This is a genomic window from Inquilinus sp., from assembly GCF_039594555.1.
GTDB lineage: Bacteria > Pseudomonadota > Alphaproteobacteria > DSM-16000 > Inquilinaceae > Inquilinus.
The window spans coordinates 1-23,056 of sequence record NZ_JBCNNF010000056.1; the positions used below are offsets into that span (position 1 = coordinate 1).

Annotated in this window: 27 protein-coding genes; 18 read left to right on the plus strand and 9 right to left on the minus strand. The window is 71.1% G+C overall.

The window, feature by feature from the left end; translation table 11 throughout:
- Positions 1-490: ABC transporter ATP-binding protein (locus ABDW35_RS08685; protein ID WP_343713458.1), on the minus strand; the 490-nt coding region annotated here is incomplete at its 3' end.
- A 141-nt stretch (positions 491-631) separates the two neighbouring features.
- Between ABDW35_RS08685 and ABDW35_RS08690 the strand changes: the two genes are divergently transcribed.
- The 4 genes from ABDW35_RS08690 to ABDW35_RS08705 are packed head-to-tail and all read left to right on the plus strand — an operon-like array spanning position 632 to position 2,461.
- Positions 632-1,087, plus strand: a complete 456-nt coding sequence (locus tag ABDW35_RS08690) for a DUF1801 domain-containing protein (protein WP_343713459.1) — start codon at positions 632-634, stop codon at positions 1,085-1,087.
- Entirely contained in the window at positions 1,084-1,581 is a 498-nt protein-coding gene (locus ABDW35_RS08695; RefSeq protein ID WP_343713460.1) for a helix-turn-helix transcriptional regulator, read from the plus strand. Before ABDW35_RS08690 ends, ABDW35_RS08695 begins: the two co-directional genes overlap by 4 nt.
- On the plus strand, positions 1,578-1,991 hold the full coding sequence (locus ABDW35_RS08700) for a VOC family protein (RefSeq protein WP_343713461.1): 414 nt from the start codon (positions 1,578-1,580) through the stop codon (positions 1,989-1,991). Before ABDW35_RS08695 ends, ABDW35_RS08700 begins: the two co-directional genes overlap by 4 nt.
- A gap of 44 nt (positions 1,992-2,035) precedes the next feature.
- Entirely contained in the window at positions 2,036-2,461 is a 426-nt protein-coding gene (locus ABDW35_RS08705; protein ID WP_343713462.1) for a DUF1801 domain-containing protein, read from the plus strand.
- A gap of 16 nt (positions 2,462-2,477) precedes the next feature.
- Here ABDW35_RS08705 and ABDW35_RS08710 read toward each other — a convergent pair whose 3' ends face one another.
- Genes ABDW35_RS08710 through ABDW35_RS08720 form a run of 3 tightly spaced genes read right to left on the minus strand, consistent with a single transcriptional unit; the run spans position 2,478 to position 5,422 of the window.
- Positions 2,478-3,170: an ABC transporter ATP-binding protein gene (locus tag ABDW35_RS08710; RefSeq protein WP_343713463.1), complete on the minus strand. Its 693-nt coding sequence runs from the start codon at positions 3,168-3,170 to the stop codon at positions 2,478-2,480.
- On the minus strand, positions 3,167-4,414 hold the full coding sequence (locus ABDW35_RS08715) for an ABC transporter permease (protein ID WP_343713464.1): 1,248 nt from the start codon (positions 4,412-4,414) through the stop codon (positions 3,167-3,169). The genes ABDW35_RS08710 and ABDW35_RS08715 overlap by 4 nt, the downstream gene beginning before the upstream one ends.
- 3 nt (positions 4,415-4,417) lie before the next feature.
- Positions 4,418-5,422 carry an efflux RND transporter periplasmic adaptor subunit gene (locus ABDW35_RS08720; protein ID WP_343713465.1) on the minus strand — a complete coding sequence of 335 codons (1,005 nt, stop codon included), beginning with the start codon at positions 5,420-5,422 and terminating at the stop codon, positions 4,418-4,420.
- A gap of 93 nt (positions 5,423-5,515) precedes the next feature.
- Between ABDW35_RS08720 and ABDW35_RS08725 the strand changes: the two genes are divergently transcribed.
- The 9 genes from ABDW35_RS08725 to kynU all read left to right on the plus strand — a co-directional run bounded on the left by ABDW35_RS08725 (position 5,516) and on the right by kynU (position 14,036).
- Positions 5,516-6,157 carry a TetR/AcrR family transcriptional regulator gene (locus tag ABDW35_RS08725; RefSeq protein ID WP_343713466.1) on the plus strand — a complete coding sequence of 214 codons (642 nt, stop codon included), beginning with the start codon at positions 5,516-5,518 and terminating at the stop codon, positions 6,155-6,157.
- Between the two features lie 184 nt (positions 6,158-6,341).
- A complete protein-coding gene (locus tag ABDW35_RS08730) occupies positions 6,342-7,115 on the plus strand; it encodes an SDR family NAD(P)-dependent oxidoreductase (protein WP_343713467.1) in 774 nt (257 codons plus the stop codon).
- A 152-nt stretch (positions 7,116-7,267) separates the two neighbouring features.
- A complete protein-coding gene (locus tag ABDW35_RS08735; RefSeq protein WP_343713468.1) occupies positions 7,268-8,098 on the plus strand; it encodes an enoyl-CoA hydratase family protein in 831 nt (276 codons plus the stop codon).
- The gene (locus ABDW35_RS08740; RefSeq protein ID WP_343713469.1) at positions 8,098-9,267 is read left to right on the plus strand and encodes an acyl-CoA dehydrogenase family protein; all 1,170 of its coding nucleotides are present in this window, start codon (positions 8,098-8,100) and stop codon (positions 9,265-9,267) included. Before ABDW35_RS08735 ends, ABDW35_RS08740 begins: the two co-directional genes overlap by 1 nt.
- 147 nt (positions 9,268-9,414) lie before the next feature.
- A complete protein-coding gene (locus tag ABDW35_RS08745) occupies positions 9,415-11,070 on the plus strand; it encodes a benzoate-CoA ligase family protein (protein ID WP_343713470.1) in 1,656 nt (551 codons plus the stop codon).
- Positions 11,067-11,534 (plus strand): thioesterase family protein, encoded by a 468-nt coding sequence (locus tag ABDW35_RS08750; RefSeq protein WP_343713471.1) that lies wholly within the window; start codon positions 11,067-11,069, stop codon positions 11,532-11,534. Before ABDW35_RS08745 ends, ABDW35_RS08750 begins: the two co-directional genes overlap by 4 nt.
- Positions 11,535-11,536: 2 nt before the next feature.
- Positions 11,537-11,953, plus strand: coding sequence for a RidA family protein (locus ABDW35_RS08755; RefSeq protein ID WP_343713484.1), 417 nt, complete (start codon positions 11,537-11,539; stop codon positions 11,951-11,953).
- Between the two features lie 5 nt (positions 11,954-11,958).
- Positions 11,959-12,807 (plus strand): alpha/beta hydrolase, encoded by an 849-nt coding sequence (locus ABDW35_RS08760; protein ID WP_343713472.1) that lies wholly within the window; start codon positions 11,959-11,961, stop codon positions 12,805-12,807.
- Positions 12,804-14,036, plus strand: coding sequence for a kynureninase (gene kynU / locus ABDW35_RS08765; protein WP_343713473.1), 1,233 nt, complete (start codon positions 12,804-12,806; stop codon positions 14,034-14,036). Before ABDW35_RS08760 ends, kynU begins: the two co-directional genes overlap by 4 nt.
- 106 nt (positions 14,037-14,142) lie before the next feature.
- Here kynU and ABDW35_RS08770 read toward each other — a convergent pair whose 3' ends face one another.
- Positions 14,143-14,988: a saccharopine dehydrogenase NADP-binding domain-containing protein gene (locus ABDW35_RS08770; RefSeq protein ID WP_343713474.1), complete on the minus strand. Its 846-nt coding sequence runs from the start codon at positions 14,986-14,988 to the stop codon at positions 14,143-14,145.
- On the minus strand, positions 14,985-15,440 hold the full coding sequence (locus ABDW35_RS08775) for a DCC1-like thiol-disulfide oxidoreductase family protein (protein ID WP_343713475.1): 456 nt from the start codon (positions 15,438-15,440) through the stop codon (positions 14,985-14,987). Before ABDW35_RS08775 ends, ABDW35_RS08770 begins: the two co-directional genes overlap by 4 nt.
- A 188-nt stretch (positions 15,441-15,628) precedes the next feature.
- Here ABDW35_RS08775 and ABDW35_RS08780 point away from each other — a divergent pair, with 188 nt between their 5' ends.
- Both ABDW35_RS08780 and ABDW35_RS08785 read left to right on the plus strand, forming a co-directional pair.
- Positions 15,629-16,174, plus strand: a complete 546-nt coding sequence (locus ABDW35_RS08780) for a DinB family protein (RefSeq protein ID WP_343713476.1) — start codon at positions 15,629-15,631, stop codon at positions 16,172-16,174.
- 246 nt (positions 16,175-16,420) lie between these two features.
- A complete protein-coding gene (locus ABDW35_RS08785; protein ID WP_343713477.1) occupies positions 16,421-16,636 on the plus strand; it encodes a hypothetical protein in 216 nt (71 codons plus the stop codon).
- Between the two features lie 39 nt (positions 16,637-16,675).
- Here the strand turns inward: ABDW35_RS08785 and ABDW35_RS08790 are convergent, their stop codons facing one another.
- On the minus strand, positions 16,676-16,903 hold the full coding sequence (locus ABDW35_RS08790) for a hypothetical protein (RefSeq protein ID WP_343713478.1): 228 nt from the start codon (positions 16,901-16,903) through the stop codon (positions 16,676-16,678).
- 106 nt (positions 16,904-17,009) lie between these two features.
- Positions 17,010-17,654, minus strand: coding sequence for a TetR/AcrR family transcriptional regulator (locus ABDW35_RS08795; RefSeq protein WP_343713479.1), 645 nt, complete (start codon positions 17,652-17,654; stop codon positions 17,010-17,012).
- Between the two features lie 141 nt (positions 17,655-17,795).
- Between ABDW35_RS08795 and ABDW35_RS08800 the strand changes: the two genes are divergently transcribed.
- From ABDW35_RS08800 to ABDW35_RS08810, 3 genes are all read left to right on the plus strand, one after another.
- Complete coding sequence (locus ABDW35_RS08800; protein ID WP_343713480.1) at positions 17,796-19,085, plus strand: MFS transporter; 1,290 nt, start codon at positions 17,796-17,798, stop codon at positions 19,083-19,085.
- Positions 19,086-19,190: 105 nt separating this feature from the next.
- Positions 19,191-20,765 (plus strand): 5-guanidino-2-oxopentanoate decarboxylase, encoded by a 1,575-nt coding sequence (locus ABDW35_RS08805; protein WP_343713481.1) that lies wholly within the window; start codon positions 19,191-19,193, stop codon positions 20,763-20,765.
- Between the two features lie 79 nt (positions 20,766-20,844).
- Positions 20,845-21,408 (plus strand): type 1 glutamine amidotransferase domain-containing protein, encoded by a 564-nt coding sequence (locus tag ABDW35_RS08810; RefSeq protein ID WP_343713482.1) that lies wholly within the window; start codon positions 20,845-20,847, stop codon positions 21,406-21,408.
- Between the two features lie 3 nt (positions 21,409-21,411).
- Here ABDW35_RS08810 and malQ read toward each other — a convergent pair.
- Positions 21,412-23,056, minus strand: a 1,645-nt coding sequence (malQ, locus tag ABDW35_RS08815) for a 4-alpha-glucanotransferase (protein ID WP_343713483.1), incomplete at its 5' end; no start/stop codon positions are given.

A 23,056-nucleotide genomic window follows, 5' to 3' on the forward strand; every position in this document is an offset into this window, starting at 1 on the left:
CGGCCGTCGGCTCGTCCAGGAACAGGATCTGCGGCTCATGCGCCAGCGCCTTGGCGATCAGCACCCGGCGCTTCATCCCGCCGGACAGCGTCATGATCTTGCTGTCCTTCTTCTCCCACAGCGACAGGTCGCGCAGCACCCGCTCGATATGGGCCGGGTTGGCCGGCTTGCCGAACAGGCCGCGGCTGAAGGCGCAGGTGGCCTGGACGGTGGTGAAGGTGTCGGTCGTCAGCTCCTGCGGCACCAGCCCGATGCGCGACCGGGCGGCGCGGTAGTCGGACCCGATGTCGTGGCCGTCCACGGTGACCGACCCGCCGCTGGCACGGACGATGCCGCAGACGATGTTGATCAGCGTGGTCTTGCCGGCGCCGTTGGGGCCGAGCAGGGCGAAGATCTCGCCGCGCCGGATCTCCAGGTCGACGCTCTTAAGCGCCTGGAAGCCCGAGGCATAGGTCTTCGAGAGGTTCGAGACGGTGATGATCGGCGGCATGGCCGCGACCATAGCCGAAGCCGGGGGTGATTCGATGCAGCGTCGTGCGGCGGGCCGGAACGGCCGGATGCCCGGCGGTCGACATCACCGGGAATTTCCATATTCTCGGTGGTCTGTTCGTCGATCAGCGAGGGGAGCGCGATGGCCGGCAGAAAGACAGCCGCGACAGAGACCGGCGCCAACCGGCAGGCCAGAGAGCCTGTCCTGCTGTCGGGCGGCAACCCGCAGATCGCGAAGGGCCACGGCGATGCCCCGGTGCAGGCCTATATCGCGGCCATGCCGGGCTGGAAGAGCGACGTCGGGCGCCGCCTCGACGCGCTGGTCGAACGCACCGTCCCCGGCGTGCGCAAGGCGGTGAAGTGGAACTCGCCGCTCTACGGGATGGAGGAGCAGACCTGGTTCCTCGGCATCCACTGCTTCGCCAAATACATCAAGCTGGCCTTCTTCAACGGTGCCTCGCTGCAGCCCCCGCCGCCGGTGGAGTCGAAGCAGCCGCGCGTGCGCTACGTCCACATCCATGAAGGCGACGCATTGGACGAGGCCCAGCTCGTCGACTGGGTGCAGCAGGCCAGCCGGCTGCCCGGCGAGCGGATGTGAGCGGGGCCGGAAGCCGGGGCCAGGACCCGGCGCTGCTGCGCCGCCTGCTGCGCGCCAAGGACCGGATGGACGCCGCCTCGCATGAGGACTGGCCGGTGCCGCGGCTGGCGCGGGTCAGCGGCGTCTCCGAGGCGCATTTCGCCCGGTCGTTCAAGGAGGCGTTCGGCGTTCCGCCGCACCGCTATCTGCTGACGCGGCGGATCGAGCGGGCCAAGGCGCTGCTGCGCGACACCGACCTGCCGGTCACCGAGATCGCGTTCGAGACCGGCTGGAACAGCCTGGGCACCTTCGGCCGTACCTTCCGCGACGTCACCGGCGAGAGCCCGGGCGAGCTGCGGGCGCGTGAGAAGGCGGTGCTGCACCGGCTCGACCGGGTGCCGCCCTGCTTCCTCAGCGCCGCCCACCGGCCCGACCTCACAATCGCAGTTTCGGAGAAGCGGCGGCAGGAGGCCGACGATAGGGTGCCCGCATCCCAGCAAACGGAGGTCCCATGAGCCAGGGTGTCGGGGTGGTCGGCCTGTATGTCCGCGATCAGGACGAGGCCCTTGAATTCTATGTCGGGAAGCTCGGCTTCCGCGTGCACACCGATGTGCGGAACGGCGATTATCGCTGGCTCACGGTGCAGCATCCGGACCAGCCATCCTTCCAACTCGGCCTGTTCACGCCGCAAGCGCCGATGGTCGACGCGGCCACCGCGCAGACCCTGCGCGAGGCGGTGGCGAAAGGCGCCATGCCGCCCTTGGTGCTGGATGTCGATGACTGCCGCGCCGCCCATGACCGGATGCGCGCCCGCGGCGTGGAGTTCACGCAGGAGCCGATCGAGCGCTATGGTGCCGTCGACGCCAGCTTCCGTGATCCGTCGGGGAATGGGTGGAAGATGATCCAGTCGCGGCGGGACGCGTGATGGAGGCCGGCGTCGGGCGATATTCGAGCGACGGACGGGCGACGATGCCGATGACCAAGGGCGCTGCGGCGGAGGGGGCGGACTCCGCCTCCCGCCTGATCGACGGGCGGATCGAGGAGTTGGGCGACTGGCGGGGCGAGACGCTGGCCCGGGTCCGGGCCCTGATCAGGCAGGCCGACCCGGAGGTGGTCGAGGAGTGGAAGTGGCGCGGCGTCCCGGTGTGGTCGCATGCCGGCATCCTCTGCACCGGCGAGACCTACAAGGCGGCGGTGAAGCTGACCTTCGCCAAGGGCGCGGCGCTGCCGGACCCGAAGGGCCTGTTCAACTCCAGCCTCGACGGCAACACCCGCCGCGCCATCGACATCCGCGAGGGCGAGGCGATCGACGAAGCGGCGCTGACGGCCCTGATCCGCGCCGCCGTGGCCCTGAACACGGCCGGCCGACCCAAGAAGGCGCCGAAGGCGGGCTGAGGCGCCCGGGCCCCTGTCACCCGCCGTTCCGCTCGTCGCTGGTCACGACCCCGTCGACCAGATGGATCCGGCGGTCCATCCGCGCCGCCAACTCGACATCATGGGTGACCGCGATCACGGTCTTGCCGCGCTCTCGCACCAGGGCCGAGAGGATGGCGAAGACCTGCTCCGAGCTGTGGGAATCCAGGCTGCCGGTCGGCTCGTCGGCCAGCAGCAGGGGCGGGTCGTTGGCCAGGGCCCGCGCCACTGCCACGCGCTGGCGCTGGCCGCCGGACAGCTGGTCCGGCCGCTTGCCGCGATGATCCGCGAGGCCGAGGGCGTCGAGCAGCGCGTCCGCCCGCTCCCGCATCTGCCGGGCGCCGAGGCGGCCGAGCTTCCGCATCGGGATCTCGACATTCTCCCGCGCCGTGAACTCCGGCAGCAGGAAATGGAACTGGAAGACGAAGCCGATCGAGTCCAGCCGCAGCCGGGCCCGATCCCGCTCGCCGAGCGCCGATGCGTTCTTCCCGGTGATCTGCAGCTCCCCGTCTGTCTGCCGGTCGAGCAGGCCGAGCAGATAGAGCAGCGACGACTTTCCGGAGCCGGAAGGGCCGGTCACGGCCACCAGCTCACGCTCGCCGATCGCCAGCGACACGTCCTTGACCAGGGTCACCGGCACCGTCTCCGGCAGCACCCGGGTCAGGCCCTTCGCCTCGATCAGGGCGCTCATGTCGCCCCCCGGATGATCTCGACCGGGTTCAGCTTCGCCGCCTGGCGCGCCGGCAGGTAACCGGCGATGCCGGCTGCCACCAAGGCGAAGCCGGCGGCGATCAGGTAGTGCCAGGGGCTCCAGGTCAGCGGCAGCTTGGTGATCTCGCGCCCCACTGTGCCGCCGGATATGTGCAGCTCGATGCTGGACAGCGCCAGGCACAAGGCGAAGCCCAGCAGCCAGCCGGCCAGCGATCCGGCGAGGCCCAGCGTCAGCCCCTCCAGCAGGAACAGCCGGCGCATGTCCCGTGCCTCGAAGCCGAGCGACTTCAGGATGGCGATGTCGCGCGCCTTCTCATGGGTGATGGTCGAGACGATGTTGAAGATGCCGAATCCGGCCACCAGCAGGATGGCGCCGACCACCGTGTACATGATGATGTTGCGGATGACGAAGGCCTGCAGCAGCGACTCGTTCGCTTCCTGCCAGGCCACGGCCTTGTAGCCGATCAGCGCCTCGGCCCGTTTCGCCACCGCCGGCGCGGCGTTCGCGTCGTCCAGCTTCAGCCGGATCTCGTTGATGGCGTTCGGCCGCTCGCTCAGGATCTGCGCGATCTTCAGGAGGACATAGCCTTCGCCCTCGTCGCGGGCGGTGACGCCGGTGTGGAACAGGCCGACGATCTTGACCGCGCGGGTCTGGCCGGTGGCGGAGATCAGGGTGACGGTGGTGCCGAGATCGGCGCCCAGCCGCTTGGCCAGGCTGTCCCCGACCACGATGTTGTTGCCGCCGGCGATCAGCGAATCGAAGCTGCCCTGGCGGAAATCCTGGGCGATGGAGGAGACGCGCGCCTCCTGCCGCGGCTCGACGCCGAAGATGCTGATGCCGATGTCCTGCCCGGCATAGCGGACCACACCCTGGGTCTTCAGGCTCTTGGACATCTTGCCGGGAATCCAGCCGCTCAGCGCCGCCACCGCCGCGGTCGGGTTCAGGATGCCGCGCCGGTCATCGCGGGGCCGCAGGCCGGCGATCGCGACCGCGTCGAATGCGTCCTCGGCCGGCTGGCGCGCCGCGGTGCGGCGCTCGTCGGTGATCTGGACATGCGGCATGGTGTCGATCAACTGGGCGACGAAATCGTCCTCGCCGCCCTGCATCAGCGCCGCCATGGCGATCGAGAAGCCGACTCCGAGGGCGGTGCCCAGGATCGCGACCAAGGTCTGCCGGCCGCGGCCGATGATGTGGGTGACGGCGAGGTCGAGCAGCAGCCGCATGGCTCAGCCTCCCTCCGGCGCCACCCGGGCACCGTCGGCCAGCGCCTCGGGGAACGGGGTGATCACCCGGTCGCCCTCGGCCAGGCCGGATTGCACCTCGACATCGCGGACGCCGCGGATGCCGGCCGCGATGGTCCGGCGCCGGGCCCGGCCGTCGCCGTCGACCGTGAAGACGGCATCGCCGTTCACCGCCTCGGCCGGCACCAGCAGGGCGTCGGGCACGGTGCGGTTGACGATGTTGACGTCGACCGTCATGCCGATGCGGACGGGCGTGTCGTCCGGCAGGGCCAGGCGCACGCGGTAGGTCTTGGCCACCGGGTCGCCCTTCGGGGTGATGATGTCGACCGTGGCCGGCAGCGCCTGGCCGGGAAAGGCGTCGGCGCGCAGCAGCGCCTTCTGCCCGACCGCGACCTGGGGGATGTCCTCCTCATTGACGTCGGCGACGACCCAGAGCGGCTTCGGCTCGCCGACCCAGAAGATGACGGTGCCGGGGTCGATGATCTCGCCGACCTCGCCATCCTTGCGCAGCACCAGGCCGCGCATCGGCGCGCGCAGGACGTAGTTCTCCAAGGTCGCGGTCTGGCCGGCGATCATCGCGTCCAGCCGCGACAGCTCGCTGCGCGCCTGGTCCAGCGCCTGGGCGCTGGCGACGTTGCGGCCGACCAGGACCATCTGCCGGTCATGCTCGGCCGCCGCCAGCTTCTGCCGCGCCTTCAGCTCGGCCAAGGTCGCCTCGGCCTCGCGGCTGTCTAGCCGGGCCAGCTCGGCGCCGGGCTCGACCGCCTCGCCCTCGCAGTCGCAGATCGACACGACCCGCTCCCGCACCAGCGGCGTCACCTTGGCCCAGACGCGCGGCTCGATCACGCCGGTGGCGTAGACGATCTGCGCCGCCTCGCCGCGCCGGGGTGCCACGGTCGCCACCGCGGCCGGGCGGCCGAACAGCCAGAAGGCGGCGCCGGCGATCAGCGCGAGCACCAGCACGACGGAGAGGATGCGGACGATCTTCAACTGCGGCTCCGAAAGCGGCGAGTCGATGAGAATATATATACGAAACAGTATCGTTTCGATATATAATTCGGCAGCAGGAGCGGAGGGCTGGATGTGACGACGGCGGAAACCGGGGGAAAGCGGGCGCCGGGGCGGCCGCGCAGCCAGGCGGCGGAGGAGGCGATCCTGAAGGCGGCGCTGGCGCTGTTCCTGGACCATGGCGTCGAGGGCGCGAGCATCGAACGCATCGCCAAACGGGCCGGGGTCGGCAAGACCACCATCTACCGCCGCTGGTCGTCGAAGGAGGAACTGCTGGCCCAGGCGATGGGCCGGGTGCGCGAGAATGCCGAGCGCGACATGGGTGTCACCGATTTCCGCGACTTCGCCGCACTGCCATTGGGGCTGACGCTGCGCCGGATGATGGAGCAGGGCGCGGAGCTGATGGCAAGCGACGACAACCGCAAGCTGCTGGCCAGGCTGATCGGCTCGGTGCAGAGCCATCCGCGGCTGATGGCGATCTATTGGGAGACCTATCTGCGGCCGCGGCGCGAGGCCTTCAGCGTGATGCTGGAGCAGGCGAAGGCACGCGGCGAGCTGCCGGCCGGGGCCGACACCGCCATGCTGCAGGACATGATGGGCGGCGCCATGCTGCACCGCCTGTTGATCGACCCGGCGCCGCCGACGGCGGAGGATCTCCGCGGCTACCTTGGCCGGTTGCTGCAGCAGCTCGGGCTGGTGGAGCCGGGGGAGGGGTAGCGGCATTTGCTCCTTACCGTCATTGCGAGGAGGCGAAGCCGACGAAGCAATTCAGGGGCCGGTGCGCACCGGCCCCTGGATTGCTTCGCTGCGCTCGCAATGACGGTGTTGGATTCTGAAAGGGCTCCCGACGGTCCTTGCTGACGAGATGTTTCAAGCTTAAAGTATCTCCTGGGAGGTCGGTATGACGGCAGCTTCATCCCTGAAAGGGCGCCACGCCCTGGTCACCGGCGGCGGCAGCGGTATCGGGGCGGCGGTCGCGGCGGCTCTGACGGCGCGCGGCGCGGCGGTGACCGTGCTGGGCCGCACCGAATCCCGCCTGGCCGAAACCGTGGCCGCCGGCAAGGCCGCGGCATACGCCGTGGCCGACGTCACCAAGCCGGAGCAGCTGGAGGCCGCGATCGGCCGGCTGGCCGCCGATCACGGCCCCGTCGACATCCTGGTCAACAATGCCGGGGCGGCGGAAAGCGCGCCCTTCGCCCGCACCGACCGGGCACTGTGGGACCGGATGATCGGCCTCAATCTCGGCGCGGTCTACGAGGCCACGAGGCTGGTGCTGCCCGGCATGGCCGAGCGCGGCTGGGGCAGGGTGGTCAGCATCGCCAGCATCGCCGGGCTGACCGGCTTCCCCTATGTCGCCGCCTATTGCGCCGCCAAGCACGGCGTGATCGGGCTGACCCGGGCGCTGGCCCGCGAATTCGCCACCAAAGGCGTCACCGTCAACGCTGTCTGCCCCGGCTACACCGACACCGAGCTGGTGCAGGGCGCCGTCGCCCGGATCGAGGGCAAGACCGGCCGCAGCCCGGACGAGATCCAGGCCGAGCTGATCCGCGGCAACCCGCAGGGCCGCCTGATCCGGCCGGAGGAGGTGGCGGCCGCCGTCGCCTGGCTGGCTGGGTCGGAGGCGGCGAGCGTCAACGGCATCGCGCTGCCGGTCGCCGGCGGCGAAGTGATGTGAGGCCGGACATGTGGGCTCTGAGCCATTCTCTTCTTCGTCATTCCCGCGAAAGCGGGAATCTCGATGTCGTCGTCACCGGCCGGACCGGCGGGAGATCCCCGCTTTCGCGGGAATGACGATGGTTTTTGGGTTCTCTGGCGCCTGAGGCCGCGATGACAGCCATCACCGTCACTCCTCCGCTCTCCGCCTATCAGGCGCAGCACGCCTTGTGGTCGGTCGACGGCAAGGTGGCCACGATCACCCTGAACCGGCCGGAGCGGAAGAACCCGCTGACCTTCGACAGCTATGCCGAGCTGGTGGCGATCTTCCGGGCGCTGGCGGCGGATGCCGGGATCAAGACGGTGGTGGTGACCGGAGCCGGCGGCAATTTCTGTTCCGGCGGCGACGTGTTCGAGATCATCGGCCCGCTGCTGGACCGCGACATGGCCGGGCTGCTGGAGTTCACCCGCATGACCGGCGACCTGGTCAAGGCGATGCGCGCCTGCCCGCAGCCGATCGTGGCGGCGGTGGATGGCGTCTGCGCCGGGGCCGGGGCGATCCTGGCCATGGCGTCCGACCTGCGCCTGGGCACCGCGCGCAGCCGCACCGCCTTCCTGTTCACCCGGGTCGGCCTAGCCGGCTGCGACATGGGCGCCTGCGCGATCCTGCCCCGCATCATCGGCCAGGGAAGGGCGTCGGAGCTGCTGTTCACCGGCCGCAGCATGGACGGGGCGGAGGCCGAGCGCTGGGGCTTCCTGAACCGGCTGGTCGAGCCCGAGGCGCTGCTGGAGCAGGCGACGGCGCTGGCCCGCTCGCTGGCCGACGGCCCGACCTTCGCCCACGCCATGACCAAGCGGATGCTGCACCAGGAATGGGACATGGGCGTCGACCAGGCGATCGAGGCCGAGGCCCAGGCCCAGGCGGTGTGCATGCAGACCCGCGACTTCCGCCGCGCCTATGAGGCCTTCGCCGCCAAGTCTCGGCCGGTCTTCGAGGGGAACTGATGCCCGACCGCAGCTTCCTCGACTGGCCGTTCTTCGAGAACCGCCACCGCGCTTTGGCGGCGGAGCTCGACGCCTGGGCCGGCGCCACGCTGCCCGGGCTGGTCGACCATCACGATGTCGACGGCTCCTGCCGCCGGCTGGTGGCGGCGCTGGGCCAGGCCGGCTGGCTGCGCCATGCGGTGCCGGCCAGCTATGGCGGCGCGTCCGATCGGCTGGATGTGCGCAGCCTGTGCCTGATCCGCGAGACCCTGGCCCGACACGAGGGGCTGGCCGATTTCGCCTTCGCCATGCAGGGGCTGGGGACCGGCCCGGTCACCCTGTTCGGGTCGGATTCGCTGAAAGACCGGGTGCTGCCGCCAGTTCGCGACGGCCGCGCCATCGCCGCCTTCGCCTTGTCTGAACCCGAGGCCGGGTCCGACGTCGCCGCCACCGGCACCATGGCGGTGTCGGACGGGCCTGACGCGGTGCGGATCGACGGCGAGAAGACCTTCATCTCCAATGGCGGCATCGCCGACCATTATGTCGTCTTCGCCCGCACCGGCGAGGCGCCGGGTGCCCGCGGCCTGTCCGCCTTCCTGGTGCCGGCCGATACGCCAGGGCTGACGGTGGCGGAGCGGATCGAGGTGATCGCGCCGCATCCGCTGGCGACGCTGCGCTTCGAGGGCTGCCGGGTGCCGCTCGCCGACCGCATCGGCGGGGCGGGGGAGGGGTTCAAGGTGGCGATGGCGACGCTGGACGTGTTCCGCTCCACCGTCGGCGCCGCGGCGCTGGGCTTCGCCCGCCGGGCGCTGGACGAGGCGCTGGGCCGCGCCCGCGGACGGAAAATGTTCGGCGGGTCGCTGGGCGACCTGCAGCTCAGCCAGGCGGCCCTGGCCGAGATGGCGACCGAGATCGACGCCAGCGCGCTGCTGATCTACCGCGCCGCCTGGGCCAAGGACCGGGGCGCCGTGCGGGTCACGCGCGAGGCGGCGATGGCCAAGATGCACGCCACCGAGGCGGCGCAGCGCGTGATTGACCGGGCGGTGCAGCTGTTCGGCGGCCTCGGCGTCACCCGCGGCGTCAAGGTCGAGGAACTGTATCGCGAGATCCGGGCGCTGCGCATCTATGAGGGCGCCACCGAGGTCCAGAAGATCGTCATCGCCCGCCAGCTGCTGGCGGAGGCGGAGTGACCGTCATGGCTCGAACCGTTGGTCATCCCAACCTGTCATTGCCGGGCTTGACCCGGCAATCCAGAGGGTCTCGACAGCTTCTGGATGCCCGGGTCAAGCCCGGGCATGACAACAAAAGCCAATAAGAAAACGGACGGGAGAGGCGAGATGGAGACGAAGAGCGCGCATGTCGACAGCTTCGCCGGCAATAACCTGCCGCCGCGGGAGCTGTGGCCGGAGTTCCGCTTCACCCTGCCGGCGCTGCAGTATCCGGCGCGGCTGAACTGCGTCCTCGAGCTGTTGGACCGGCATGTCGTCGAGGGCCACGGCGACCGGCCCTGCCTGATCGCGCCGGGCGTCGAATGGAGCTATGCCGAGCTGCTCGACCGGGTCGACCGGATCGCCCAGGTCCTCGTCAGGGACGCCGGGCTGGTGCCGGGCGATCGCATCCTCCTGCGCTCGGCCAACAACCCGATGATGGTCGCCAGCTACCTGGCGGCGTTGAAGGCCGGGGCGGTGGTGGTCGCCACCATGCCGCTGCTGCGCGCCAAGGAGCTGGCCTTCATGATCGAGAAGGCCCGGGTGCGCCTTGCCATCTGCGACGCCCGCCTGCTGCCGGATCTGGAGACGGCGCGGGCCCAGGCGCCAGTGCTGCAGCACATCCTGAGCTTCGGCGGCGGCACCCCGGCCGACCTCGAGACCCGCATGGCCGCCGTGCCGGCCGGCTTCGAACCTGTCGACACGGCGGCGGAGGATATCTGCCTGATCGGCTTCACCTCCGGCACCACCGGGGTGCCGAAGGGCACGATGCACAACCACCGCGACCTGCTGGCGATCTGCGACGCCTATTCCCGCCAGGTGCTGCGGCCGAACGAGTCCGATCGTTTCATCGGCAGCCCGCCTTTGGCCTTCACCTTCGGGCTCGGCGGGCTGGTGCTGTTCCCGATGCGGGCCGGCGCCTCCACCGTGCTGCTGGAGCGGGCGTCGCCGGCGGAGCTGCTGGACGGGATCGAGCGCTTCCGCCCGACCATCTGCTTCACCGCCCCCACCGCCTATCGCGCCATGCTGGCGCAGAAGCCGGGGCGTGACCTGTCCAGCCTGCGCCGCTGCGTCTCGGCCGGCGAGGCGCTGCCGGCTGCCACCTACGAGGCCTGGCGCGACGCCACCGGCATCGAGATCACCGAGGGCATCGGCGCCACCGAGATGCTGCACATCTTCATCGCCTCCAGCCCCGGCGCGGTGCGCCCGGGGGCGACCGGCACGGTGGTGCCGGGCTATGAGGCGAAGATCGTCGACGACGACTTCAACGAGCTGCCGGCGGGCGAGGCCGGGCGCCTCGCGGTGCGCGGCCCGACCGGCTGCCGCTACCTGGCCGACGACCGCCAGCGCGCCTATGTTCGGAATGGCTGGAACCTGACCGGCGACACCTATCGCCGCGATGCCGACGGCTATTTCTGGTACCAGGCGCGGTCGGACGACATGATCGTGTCCGCCGGCTACAACATCGCCGGGCCGGAGGTGGAGAACGCGCTGCTGACCCATCCGGCGGTGCAGGAATGCGGCGTCGTCGGCGTGCCGGACCCCGACCGCGGCCAGATCGTGAAGGCCTATGTCGTGCTGAAGCCCGGCCATGCGCCCGACGCGGCGACGCGCAAGGCGCTGCAGGACCATGTGAAGGCCGAGATCGCGCCCTACAAATACCCGCGCGCGGTCGAGTTCCTGGAGCGGCTGCCGCGCACCGAGACCGGCAAGCTGCAGCGCTTCCAACTGCGCCGCATGGCGACCGAAGCTCCGGCGCCCGGAACCACGGCTAAGGCCTCATGAACGACAACCGCCCCGCGCCGCTGCCCATCGCCGAGCTGCCGGCCGCCGCCTTCACCGCGCTGCAGCCGATCCGGTTCGAGCATTGCGACACCGCCGGCATCGTCTTCTTCGCCCGCTACTTCACCATGATGCAGGGGGCGGTGGAGGAATGGTTCGCGACCGAGCTCGGCCTCGACTATGCCGACATCATCCAGCGCCGCCGGGTCGGCCTCGGCTATGTCCGGGCCGAATGCGACTATCTGCAGCCGGCGCGGCTGAGCGATGTGCTGGGCCTGACCGTGCTGGTCGAGCGGGTCGGCCGCAGCTCGATCGCCCTGGCCTTCCACGGCCATCGCGACGGCGAGCCGGTCCTGATCGGCCGGCTGGTGCTGGTGACCACGGATATCAGCGAGACGGCATCGGTCCCGATCCCGGCGGACATCCGGGATGCGGTAGAGTCCTATCAGCGGAGATGCGCGACGTGACGATGATCGATCAGCCGGCCGAAGGCGGCCTGGTGACGCTGCAGCCGGAAGGCTGGCCGGCGCCGAAGGGCTATGCCAACGGCATGATGGGGCGCGGCCGGGTGGTCTTCGTCGGCGGCCAGATCGGCTGGGATGTGGAGGGCCGATTCGCCGAGGGCATGGTCGGCCAGATCGCCCAGGCGCTGCGCAACATCCTGGCGGTGCTGGCCGCGGCCGGGGGCGGGCCGCAGCACATCGCCCGGCTGACCTGGTACGTCACCGACATGGGGGCCTATCGCGAGAACCTGAAGCCGCTGGGCCGCGCCTACCGCGAGGTGATGGGCGCGCATTACCCGGCCATGGCGGTGATGCGGGTGGTCGAGCTGGTGGAGCGCGAGGCCCTGGTCGAGATCGAGGCCACCGCCGTGCTGCCGGAGTGACGGGGATGACCACCCTCCGCTACGACGACCCGGACTGGTGCGAGCGGGAATACAGCACGGGGGCCGTGCCCCCGGACATGGCCGCCGTGATGGGCCGATGGGTCGATACCGCCGCGGCCACGCGGGCGCGGCTGCCGCATCAGGCGGACATCGCCTATGGACGGAGCCCGCGCGAGGTCCTGGACCTGTTCCGGGCCGATCGGCCGCGTGGCGCCGTCGTCTTCATCCATGGCGGCTACTGGCGCGCGCGCTCCAAGGACGACGTGTCCTGGGCTGCGGCGGCCCTGGTCCCGGCCGGCTTCACCACCCTGGTGCTGAACTATCCCCTTTGTCCCGAGACCACGATCGCCGGCATCACCGACAGCTGCCGCCAGGCCATCGCCTTCGCCTGGACGACCCTGCTGGGCGAGGCGGAGCGGCGCTGCCTGATCGTCGGCGGCCATTCCGCCGGCGGCTATCTGACGGCCGCGATGCTGGCGACGGGCTGGCCGGCCTTCGGCCTGCCGGCGGCGCCCCTGGCCGGCGGCCTGTCGATCTCGGGTGTGTTCGACTTGCGCCCGCTCATCAACACCAGCATGAACCAGCAGATCCGGCTGACGCCCGGCCACGCCAGGGACTGGAGCCTGCATGAGGCGCCGCAGCCGGCGCCGGGCGCACCCTTGGAGCTTCTGTTCGGCGGTGCCGAGACATCCGAATTCCACCGCCAGTCCGCGCTGATGGCGACCGCCTGGCCGGGCCTGGCCCGCCCCGCGATATCGGTGCCGGGCAAGCACCATTTCGACGTGGTCGAGCAGATCGGCCACCACGGCACCCCGGTCTTCGATGCCGTGCTGCGGCTGGCGCAGAGCCGATGACTATCGGCCGCGCCCAGTGCGAAGCCCTCGACCGGGACGACCCGCTGCGCGATTGCCGCGACCGCTTCACCCTGCCGGAGGGCGTGCTGTATCTGGACGGCAACTCGCTCGGCGCCCTGCCGCGCGGCGTGGCCGGGCGGGTCGGGGCGACGGTGGCGGAGGAGTGGGGGCAGGGTCTGATCCGCTCCTGGAACAGCGCCGGCTGGTACGCCTCGCCACAGCGCGCCGGGGCGAGGACGGCGCGGCTGATCGGCGCCGCGGCGCATGAGGTCACGGTCACCGACGCGATCTCGATCAACCTGTTCAAGCTGCTGGTCGCCGCCTGCCGGATGCGGCCCGACCGCACCGTGATCGTGGCCGAGGCCGGGAACTTCCCCTCCGACCTCTATATCGTCGACAGCGTCGCCCGGCTGATGGGCTGCAGCGTCCGCCGCGTCCCGGCCGGCGATGTGGCGGCGGCGATCGACGGCGACACCGCCGTCGCCACCCTGTCCGAGGTGAATTTCAAGAGCGCCGAGCGCCAGAACATGGCGGCGGTGACCGCGGCAGCCCATGCCAAGAGCGCGCTGATCCTGTGGGACCTGGCACATTCCAGCGGCGCGGTCGACGTCCAACTGAACCGGGCCGGGGCCGATTTCGCCGTCGGCTGCGGCTACAAGTTCCTCAATGGCGGACCAGGAGCGCCGGGCCATCTCTTCGTCGCCGAGCGCCACCTGGCGGCGGTCGATCAGCCGCTGACCGGCTGGTTCGGCCATGCCGAGCCCTTCGCCTTCACCGAGGAATTCGCCCGGGCCGAGGGCATCCGCCAGATGCTGTGCTCGACCCCGCCGATGCTGTCGATGGCGGGCTATGAGGCGGCGCTGGACGCCTATGACGGCGTCACGATGGCGGCGGTCGAGGCCAAGGCGCGGGCGATGGGCGACCTGCTGATCGCGCTGTTCGACGAGCGGCTGGAGCGGCTCGGCTGCCGGCTGGAGAGCCCGCGCGACGGCGCCCGGCGCGGCAGCCATGTCTCGATCGGCCACGACCAGGGCTATGCGGTGATGCAGGCGCTGATCGCCCGTGGCGTGATCGGTGACTTCCGCGCGCCGGACGTGATGCGCTTCGGCCTGACCCCGCTCTATCTCGGCTATGCCGATGTGTTCGATGCGGTGGCGGCGGTCGAGGACGTCCTCACTAGTAAGGCGTTCGAGGCCCCGGAATTCCAGCGGCGCCACGCGGTGACGTGAGGCGGAAGGTGTTTCCCGCCGGCACCTCCTGATCTGTCATCCCCGGGCTTGACCCGCGGATCCAGGAAATGTCGATGCCGCTCCGGGTGGCCCCTGGATTGCCGGGTCAAGCCCGGCAATGACAATCAAGGGGGACCACGCCGATCCGCACCAGCCGGGCCAGAATGTTGAGGCCGCGATGCAGCACCGCCGGAAACGGGCCGGCGCCGATCCAGATTTCACACAGCCCCGGCCACAGCGCCGGTAGCAGCCGCAGGTCCGGCACGTCGACCAGCGAGAAGCGGGTGCGGCGCAGCGGCAGCCGGCCCGGCGGCGCGATGGTCCAGCGCCGGGTCTCGACCAGCGCCCGACCGGTGGAGGGGCCGCCGCCGCGCGTCAGCCGCACCTCCCGCCCGGCATAGGAGGCGATGGCGCGGATCACGTTCAGCCCGACCCCGGCATAGGGCGAGGGGGCGATGCCGCCCTCGATGCTGTCGATTTGGGTGAGGCCCCGGGCGAGGTGCCGCACCACCGCCGCGGTCAGCACCGGGAAGCTGCTGACTCCGGCCAGCACCGCGACGCTGCGGGTCCGGGCGACCTCGTCGAAGCGGCCGATGCCGGCGACGAAATCGGCGCCGTCGGCCAGGTCGAGATAATCGGCGCCGGCGGCGATGCAGGCCTCGACCACGCGATAGGGCGCGTCGCCATAGGCCTGGAACGGGCCGGTGGCATCGACCACGATGTCGGCTTCAGTGGCGGCGATCCGTGCGGCGTCGGCGGCGTCGCGGTCGAAGGCCAGCGGCACCGCCTCGGCCTGCCCATCGAGCGTCCGGCAGAACGCCTCCGCCTTCGCCTGCGACCGGCCGGCGATCAGCATGGTCAGCCGCGGCTCCTGGGCCAGCAGCAGAGCCAGCCGACCGCCGAAGGTGCCGTAGCCGCCCAGGATCAGGATTCGCAGCCGGCCGTCGGTCATGTCAGGAAGCGGTCCTCCTGCCCCGGCACCGGCAGCATGCAGCTGTCGCGGCGGCCGAACAGGCGGAAGCGGTTGCGGGCCAGCAGACCGTACAGCCGCTCGCGCCAGCCGAAGGGCAGCACCAGCAGCACCGCGGCCAGCGACCAGGGGAAGCCCAGCCGCAGCGCGGTGCGGATCACGCTTTCCGATTTAAGCCAGGCGACGCCGTCGGCCAACAGGATGTTGGTCTCGTAATCCTCGGGGTCGAGGCCGAAATGGACATACAGCGCGCGGCCGGTCGGGGATTGCGCCGGCAGCAGCCGGAACCGTTTCGCCGTGTCGTGCCTAGCGATGAACCGGGCCCAGCCGGAGCACAGGACGCAATGACCGTCGAACACGATCACCGGCCGGTCGTCGGGGAAGGGCGGCACCGCCGGGTCCTGCCGCCAGCTATAGGGATCGCGCCTGATCATGCCGCTCCGGCCCGCTTGGTTGCTGCCGGGAGAACAGCCTATGGCATCGCTCGGGACGCTGCGCTGCGGCGGATTGTCGGCGGATCGGGGCGGAGCGGGCTGGACGATGCGACCAATCGTACCAGTTATCCCTTGATCCGGGGAGGCAGGACAGGTCGACTGTCCCCAGAAGCGATCGGGAGGAGCGCATGGCGACGTCGCTGGCGGAGCAGTTCCGCCTGATGGCCCGCAACAACGCCTGGGCCAATGCCCGGCTGCACGCCGCCTGCCTGCGGCTGTCGCCGGAGGAGTTTGCGGCGCCGCGCACCGGCTTCTTCCCGTCGCTGCGGCGGACCCTGAACCATATCCTGGTGGTCGACCGCGCCTATCTGGCCGACCTCAAGGGCCCCGGCCGGGCGCATGGCGCCGACCCGATCCCTTATCCCGACGCGGTCGACCTAGCCGCGGCCCAGGCCGAGACCGACCGCGAGCTGGTGCGCTTCTGCGACGGACTCGACGAGGCCGGGCTGGACCGGGTGGTGGCGATCGACCGGCGCGACGGCATCGCCTATCGCGAGACGGTCGCCGCCATCCTGTCGCATCTGTTCCAGCACCAGATCCACCATCGCGGCCAGGCGCACGCCATGCTGTCCGCCACCCGGGTGGCGCCGCCGCAGCTGGACGAATTCTTCCTCGCCTCCGACGCACCGCGGCGGGACGCGGAGCTGAAGCGGCTGGGGTTGGAGCGGCGGTAGGGGCCCTCGACGATCGAGGCGGCTGGACCCTATGCTTCGGGCCGGATGTCCTGGGGGGAGGCCGCCGTCGTGAGGCGTCGTCTATTCGTATTCATGGCCGCTGCCCTTCTGGCCGGTGGCTGCCAGCCCAAACCGGCCGCTGTCCCGGCCGGGCCCCAGGCCGACAGCAGGGTGAGCCGAGGGGAAGAGGGCGCGGTCAGGGACAAGGTCAAGCAGTGCTGGAATGTCAGCCCTCAAGGCCAGGCCATGTCGAAGGTGACGCTTCGCGTGTCCCGGGTGAACCCGGACGGCACCGTGTCCCCTGACGCGGTCACCGTCGTCGATGACGGCGGCAATCCGCAATCGGCGGTCGCCGCCCGCCGTGCGGTCCTGAACCCTCTGTGCCAGCCCTGGCCGACCCCGCGCGGCGGCTGGCCGAACGACAGCTTCATCCTGGTGTTCGATCCACGGGAGATGTTCTGAGAGGCCGGAACTTCCAGGCCCCGGCCTCCCCAAGCCTGCCTAGGAGATGCGCTGCAACTCCTCATCCGGATGCACCTCTTCGCGCGGGGCCAGGCCCGGCTTGATCTCCTCGCCCACGGCCTTGGACGGCTCGGGCTCGCCGCCCGTCAGCCGCTTGAGGATCTCTCCCCACAGATCGATCTTCTGCTGCGGGAGCGGCGGCGGATCCGGGACCCGGGTCACCACCGGCCCGGCCCCCACGCTGTCGATCGCGTCACGGAAGCTCATCCTTCTCTCCCCACGCTGATTGCGACCGGGCCGGACGGATGTTCGCCGGCCCGCCCTGTCCTTCGCGGAGAGATCAGGATTGTTACCGGGAGAGGGGGAAAGACTCTTATGAACGGCCCGGCGTGGCCCCGCCCCGCCCCAGCTGCGCCTCGACCAGCGCCTCGGCGGCCCAGACGATGGCGTGGCCGGGGCCGTCGCGGCCGCGCAGGGTCTGGCAGATCGCATAGGCCCCCTCGACCAGCAGCACCAGCCCGTCGGCCAGCGTCTTCGGGTCGGGCGCGCCCAGCGCCTCGGCCAGCAGCAGCATGCGGCGGCGCAGCTCGCGCTTGTTCGCCTCGGCCACCCGGCGGCCGGGATGGTTCGGCTCCGGGAACTCGACCGCGTCGTTGGTGAAGGGGCAGCCGCGATAGTCCGGCGCGGTGGTGCGGTCGGCCAGGTATTCCATCATCGCCCGCAGCTGCGCCCGCGGATCCCCCTCGTGCTTGGCGAAGGCACGATCCCAGCGCTGCCAGTAATCGGCGTTGCGGTCGTCGAGATAGGCGACGATCAGGTCGTCCTTCGACGGGAAGGCGCGGTACAGGCTGATCTTCGCCACACCCGCCTCCTTGGCGATGGCGTCGACCCCGACCGCGCGGATGCCCTGGCGGTAGAACAGCTCGTCGGCGGCCTCGAAGATCCGGTCGCGCGCCCGCTTCGGCGCCGGGGTCTCCCCCGCCGTCGCGGCCTCACGGGCCGTCCTCGTCTCCGCCATCATCCCATCTCCAGGCTTGACATGTAACCGATCGGTTCGTACGTCTTGGCAGCCGACGAACCGATCGGTTACATTTGGGCCGGATCGCAGCCGTTGTCCAGTCGCGACGGCCATCAGCCGGAAGTTGTAGGGGACCCGTCGATGACCGCCCTTGTCGCGCGCCTGGTGTCGGGCCGCTTCCATTTCGGTTGGATCGCGGCCGCGGTCGCGTTCTTCGTGCTGCTCGCCGCTGCCGGCGTCCGGGCCACGCCCAGCGTGCTGATCGTGCCGCTGGAGCAGTCCTTCGGCTGGAGCCGCGACACCATCTCCTTCGCCATCGGCGTCAACATCTTCCTGTACGGGCTGATGGGTCCCTTCGCCGCGGCGGCGATGCAGCGCTTCGGCATCCGGCCGGTGATCATCTTCGCCCTGGCGCTGCTGGCCGCGGCTGTCTCAAGCTCCACCCTGATCACCCAGGAGTGGCAGCTGGTGCTGACCTGGGGCCTGCTGGTCGGTTTCGGCAGCGGCATCGCCGCGATGGTGTTCGGCGCCACCATCGTCAACCGCTGGTTCCAGGAGCGGCGCGGCCTGGTCATGGGCCTTCTGACCGCCAGCACGGCCACCGGGTCGCTCGTGTTCCTGCCGATCCTGGCCGAGGTCGCCGAGAATTTCGGCTGGAAGCCGGTGGCCTGGGTGGTGGCCATCGTCGTTGCCGCGATGATCCCGGTGGTGTTCCTGCTGCTGCCCGAACGGCCGCAGGATGTCGGCCTGTCGCGGCTGGGCGAGGCGCCGGGCGCCGCCCCGGCCGCGGCCACCGGCAACCCGATCCTCACCGCCTTCCGCATCCTCGGCCGTGCCAGCAAGAAGCGTGATTTCTGGCTGCTGGCCGGCAGCTTCTTCGTCTGCGGCCTGACCACCAACGGGCTGATCGGCACCCACCTGATCTCCGCCTGCATCGACCAGGGCATCCCGGCCACCACCGGCGCCGCCCTCCTGGCCGCCATGGGCATCTTCGACCTGATCGGCACCACCGCCTCGGGCTGGCTGTCCGACCGCTATTCCAGCCGCTGGCTGCTGTTCTGGTATTACGGGCTGCGCGGCCTGTCGCTGATCTACCTGCCCTTCTCCGGCTTCTCCTTCTATGGCCTGTCGGTCTTCGCCGTGTTCTACGGCCTGGACTGGATCGCCACCGTGCCGCCGACGCTGAAGCTGACCAACGACGCCTTCGGCAAGGATGACGCGCCGGTGGTGTTCGGCTGGATCGCCGCGTCGCACCAGGTCGGCGCCGCCACCGCCGCCTTCGGCGCCGGCGTGATCCGCACCGCCATGGATGGCTATCTGCTGGCCTTCCTGATCGCCGGGGTGATCTGCGTCGGCGCCGCCTTTATGGTGCTGGCGATCGGCCGCGGCCAGCGCCCGGTCACCGGCCGGCTGGTCGAGGCCACCGCCTGATCCAGAGCCGGGGCGAGGAAGCCCTGCCCCGGCGGTTCCAGGGGTGGTCATCGGCCCGGCGGCGCGGCAGTCTCTCCGGCAACGAATCGGAACCGGAGAGGCTTCATGGCGGATAACTGCGCCCAGGCGATCATCGACGCCTTCACCCGTAGCGGCGTGGACACCGCCTTCGGCATTCCCGGCGTGCACACGCTCGAGCTGTACCGCGCCCTCGGCCGCAACGGGCTGCGCCATGTCGCCGTGCGGCACGAGCAGGGGGCCGCCTTCATGGCCGACGGCCATGCCCGGGCCAGCGGCCGGCCGGCGATCTGCGTGCTGATCACCGGCCCCGGCCTGCTCAACGCCGCCACCGGCATCGGCCAAGCCTATTCCGACAGCGTGCCGATGGTGGTGCTGTCCACCGTCAACGCCCGCCGCGACCTCGGCCTTGGCCGAGGCGAGCTGCACGAGATGCGCAACCAGCGCCTGGCAATGGAGGGGCTGGTCGCCTCCGCCCTCACCGTGGTCGACCCGTCCCAGACCCGCGCCGCCGCCGATCTCAGCCTGGCGCGGATGACTCTGGGCCGGCCGCGCCCGGTCTATATCGAGCTGCCGCTGGACATCGCCACCGCCGAGGCGCCGGAGGATCCCGGCGCGCTGCCGCCGCTGCCGCTGCCGGCGCCGAACCCGGCGGCGCTGGCGCAGGCGGCCGACCTGCTGCGCGGGGCGAAGCGGCCGATGATCCTGCTCGGCGGCGGCGCGGTCGGCGCTTCGGCCGCCGCCCGGCGCCTGGCCGAGAGCCTGGGCGCGGTCGTCGCCTGCTCGATCGCCGGCAAGGGCATCGTGCCCGATGACGGCCCGCATTCAATCGGCTCCCGCATCGGCACGGAAGAGGGCCAACGCCTGATCGGCGAGGCCGATGTCGTACTCGCCGTCGGCACCGAACTGGCGCTGAACGACCGCTGGTCGCCGTTGCGCCTGCCGCCCGCGCTGATCCGCGTCGACCTCGACGCCGACGTGCTGGTGCGCGACTACCGGCCGGCGGTGCCGCTGCTCTGTGATGCGGCGCAGGCGCTGCAGGGGCTGGCGGACGCCCTGTCCGACCTGCGCGGCCGCCCCGTCTGGGCCGGCGACCTGGCGCCGGTGCGGCAGGCGGCCGACATGGCGGAGTTCGGCGACAAGCCCGGCCATCTGGCCTTCCTGGCCAAGCTGCGCGACGCGCTGCCGGACGATGCGGTGGTGGTCACCGACATGACTCAGATCGCCTATACCGGCAATGTCGTGTTCCCGGCGCGGCAGCCGCGCGGATGGCTGCACCCGGTCGGCTTCGGCACGCTGGGCTACGGCCTGCCGGCGGCGGTCGGGGCCAAGCTGGCGCGGCCGGAGGCGCAGGTGGTGGCGCTGGCCGGCGACTACGGCCTCGGCTTCACCTGCCAGGAGCTGGGCACCGCCGCAGATCTCGGTCTCGGCCTGCCGGTGGTGGTCTGGAACAACCGCGGCCTGGGCCAGATCGCCTATGGCATGGACAAGGCGGGGATCGAACGGCTGGGCGTCGACATCGACCCGCCGGCCTTCGACGCCATGGCCGCGACCTACGGCTGCGGCTATGCCGCTGTCGACGATCCGCGCCACCTGCCGCAGCGCCTGGCCGCCGCCTTCGAGGACAGCAAGCCGACCCTGATCGAGGTGGCGGCCTCATAGGAACCGCCCGCCGTCGCCGGCCATTGCCCGGGAAGACGGCCGACACATCCGCGGCCGTCCCCTCAGGATGGAGAATGGCATGACCGAACGTCTCGACGGACGCAGGATCGCCGTGCTCGTGGCCGACGGCTTCGAGCAGGTGGAGATGACCGAGCCGGTCAAGGCCCTGAAGCAGGCCGGCGCGACGGTCGAGATCGTCAGCCCGGCCTCCGGCCAGGTGACCGGGCACAAGCACCTCGACAAGGGCGACAGCTTCCCGGTCGATGTCCCGCTCGATCGCGCCGAGCCGGACGGCTATGACGGCCTGCTGATCCCGGGCGGTGTCCACAGCCCGGACGAGCTGCGCCAGAGCGCGCGGGCGCTCGGCTTCGTCCGCAGCTTCTTCGAGGCCGGCAAGCCGGTGGCCGCGATCTGCCACGGGCCGCAGCTGCTGATCAGCGCCGGCGTGGTCGAGGGCTGCGAGATGACCGGCTTCAAGGCGATCCAAGTCGATCTCGAGAATGCCGGCGCCAGGGTGTACGACCGCGAGGTGGTGGTGGATGAGGGGCTGGTGACCAGCCGCTCGCCGGACGACATCCCGGCCTTCAACGCCAAGATGATCGAGGAGTTCGCCGAAGGCCGGCACAGCGACCGGATGGCCTGACCGTCAGCGCTGCCGCTCCCGGCGGATCGCGGCGAGGCGGGCGGCGACGGCCGGCTCGGCCAGCGCCTCGCCCGCCGGCCGCTCCAGCCGGCGGCGCCAGTTCGGATACTCGTCGATGGTGCCGGGCAGGTTCGGCTGCTGCTCCAGCCCCAGCGCATCCTCCAGCGGCACCAGTGCCAGCCGGGATGGGGCGCGGGCGACGAAGCGCAGGGCGGCGTCGACCACCGGCGCCGGTTCCTCCGGCACTGGCCCGCCACCGATGGCTTGCCACATACGGCTCCGATCGGCATCGCGCTGCGCCCGCTCAGCAGCGCCATCATCGGCGTATTGCCCGAGCTTCGCCCGCGCCGCGATGTCGGTGCCGCGCCACCAGCCGGCCACCGGCGGCAGGTCGTGAGTCGAGCTCATCGCCACCGCGCCGGCATCCCAATGCTCGGCCGGCTTGAAGCCGTCGCCTTCGCGCTCAAACAGCAGCACCCGCATGCCGGCGAGGCCGTGCCCGGCCAGCATGTCGGCGAAGCCCCAGGGCAGGGTGCCCAGATCCTCGCCGATCACCACGGCGCGGTGGCGGTGCGATTCCAACGCCACCAGCCGCAGCAGGTCCTCCACCGGATAGGTCAGGTAGGCGCCCTCGGTCGGGGCCATGCCGTCCGGCACCAGCCACAGCCGGGCCAGCCCCATGACATGGTCGATGCGGATGCCGCCGGCATGGCGCAGCGTCGCCCGCAGCGTGTCCAGGAACGGCGTGAATCCGGTCTCCACCATCGCCCGCGGCGAAATGGCGGCCAGGGTCCAGTTCTGGCCGTCGGCGTTGAAGGCGTCGGGCGGCGACCCGATGCTGGCGCCGCCCAGCACGTCCCTCGGGCGGCTCCAGGCATGGCTGCCGGTGGCGTCCATGCCGACGGCCAGGTCGGCAATCAACCCGATGCGCAGCCCGGCCGATCGAACCTCGTGCTGTGCCGCGGCGAATGCGCGGTCGGCCAGCCATTGCAGGAACAGGTGGAAGCGGATCTCGCGGTCATGTTCGGCGGCGAACGCCGCCACCGCCGGCCCTCCGGGGTCGCGCAGCTCCGCCGGCCAGCGCCGCCAATCGCGGTCGGACGGATCGGCGGCCAAGCGGGCGGCCTGCAGCGCCTCGAACCGGGCATGGTCCTGCAGCAGGTCGCCGCCGGCCCGGACGAAGCCGGCGAAATCCTCCGCCAGGCCGCCGCCGGAAGCGGCGTCGAAGCCGTCGAACAGGGTGCGGAACAGCGCCAGCTTGGTCTTCGCCGCCTCGGGCCAGTCGATCAGTTCCGCGTCCTCGCAGCGCCGCATGGCCTCGGCCACACCCGCGCTGCGGATCGCGGCGGCGACGCGGCTCTGGCCGAACAGCGCGGCGGGATCGGCCAGCAGCGGGTTCAGGAACAGGCGGCTGGAGGGGGAGTAGGGGCCGAAGCGCCCGGGCTCCGCCGTGAACAAAGCGTGGGTCGGGCTCAGCGCCAGCGCATCCGCGCCCGCCCGCCCGGCCGCCCGGGCGAGCTCTGCGATGCCGCGGCTGTCGCCGATGCCACCGTCGCCCGGCCGGCGCAGCGCGTAGATCTGCGCCGCCAGCCCCCACATCCGGCCGCCGCGCGCCACATCGTCCAGGCCGAAGCAGCGCGGCAGCGCC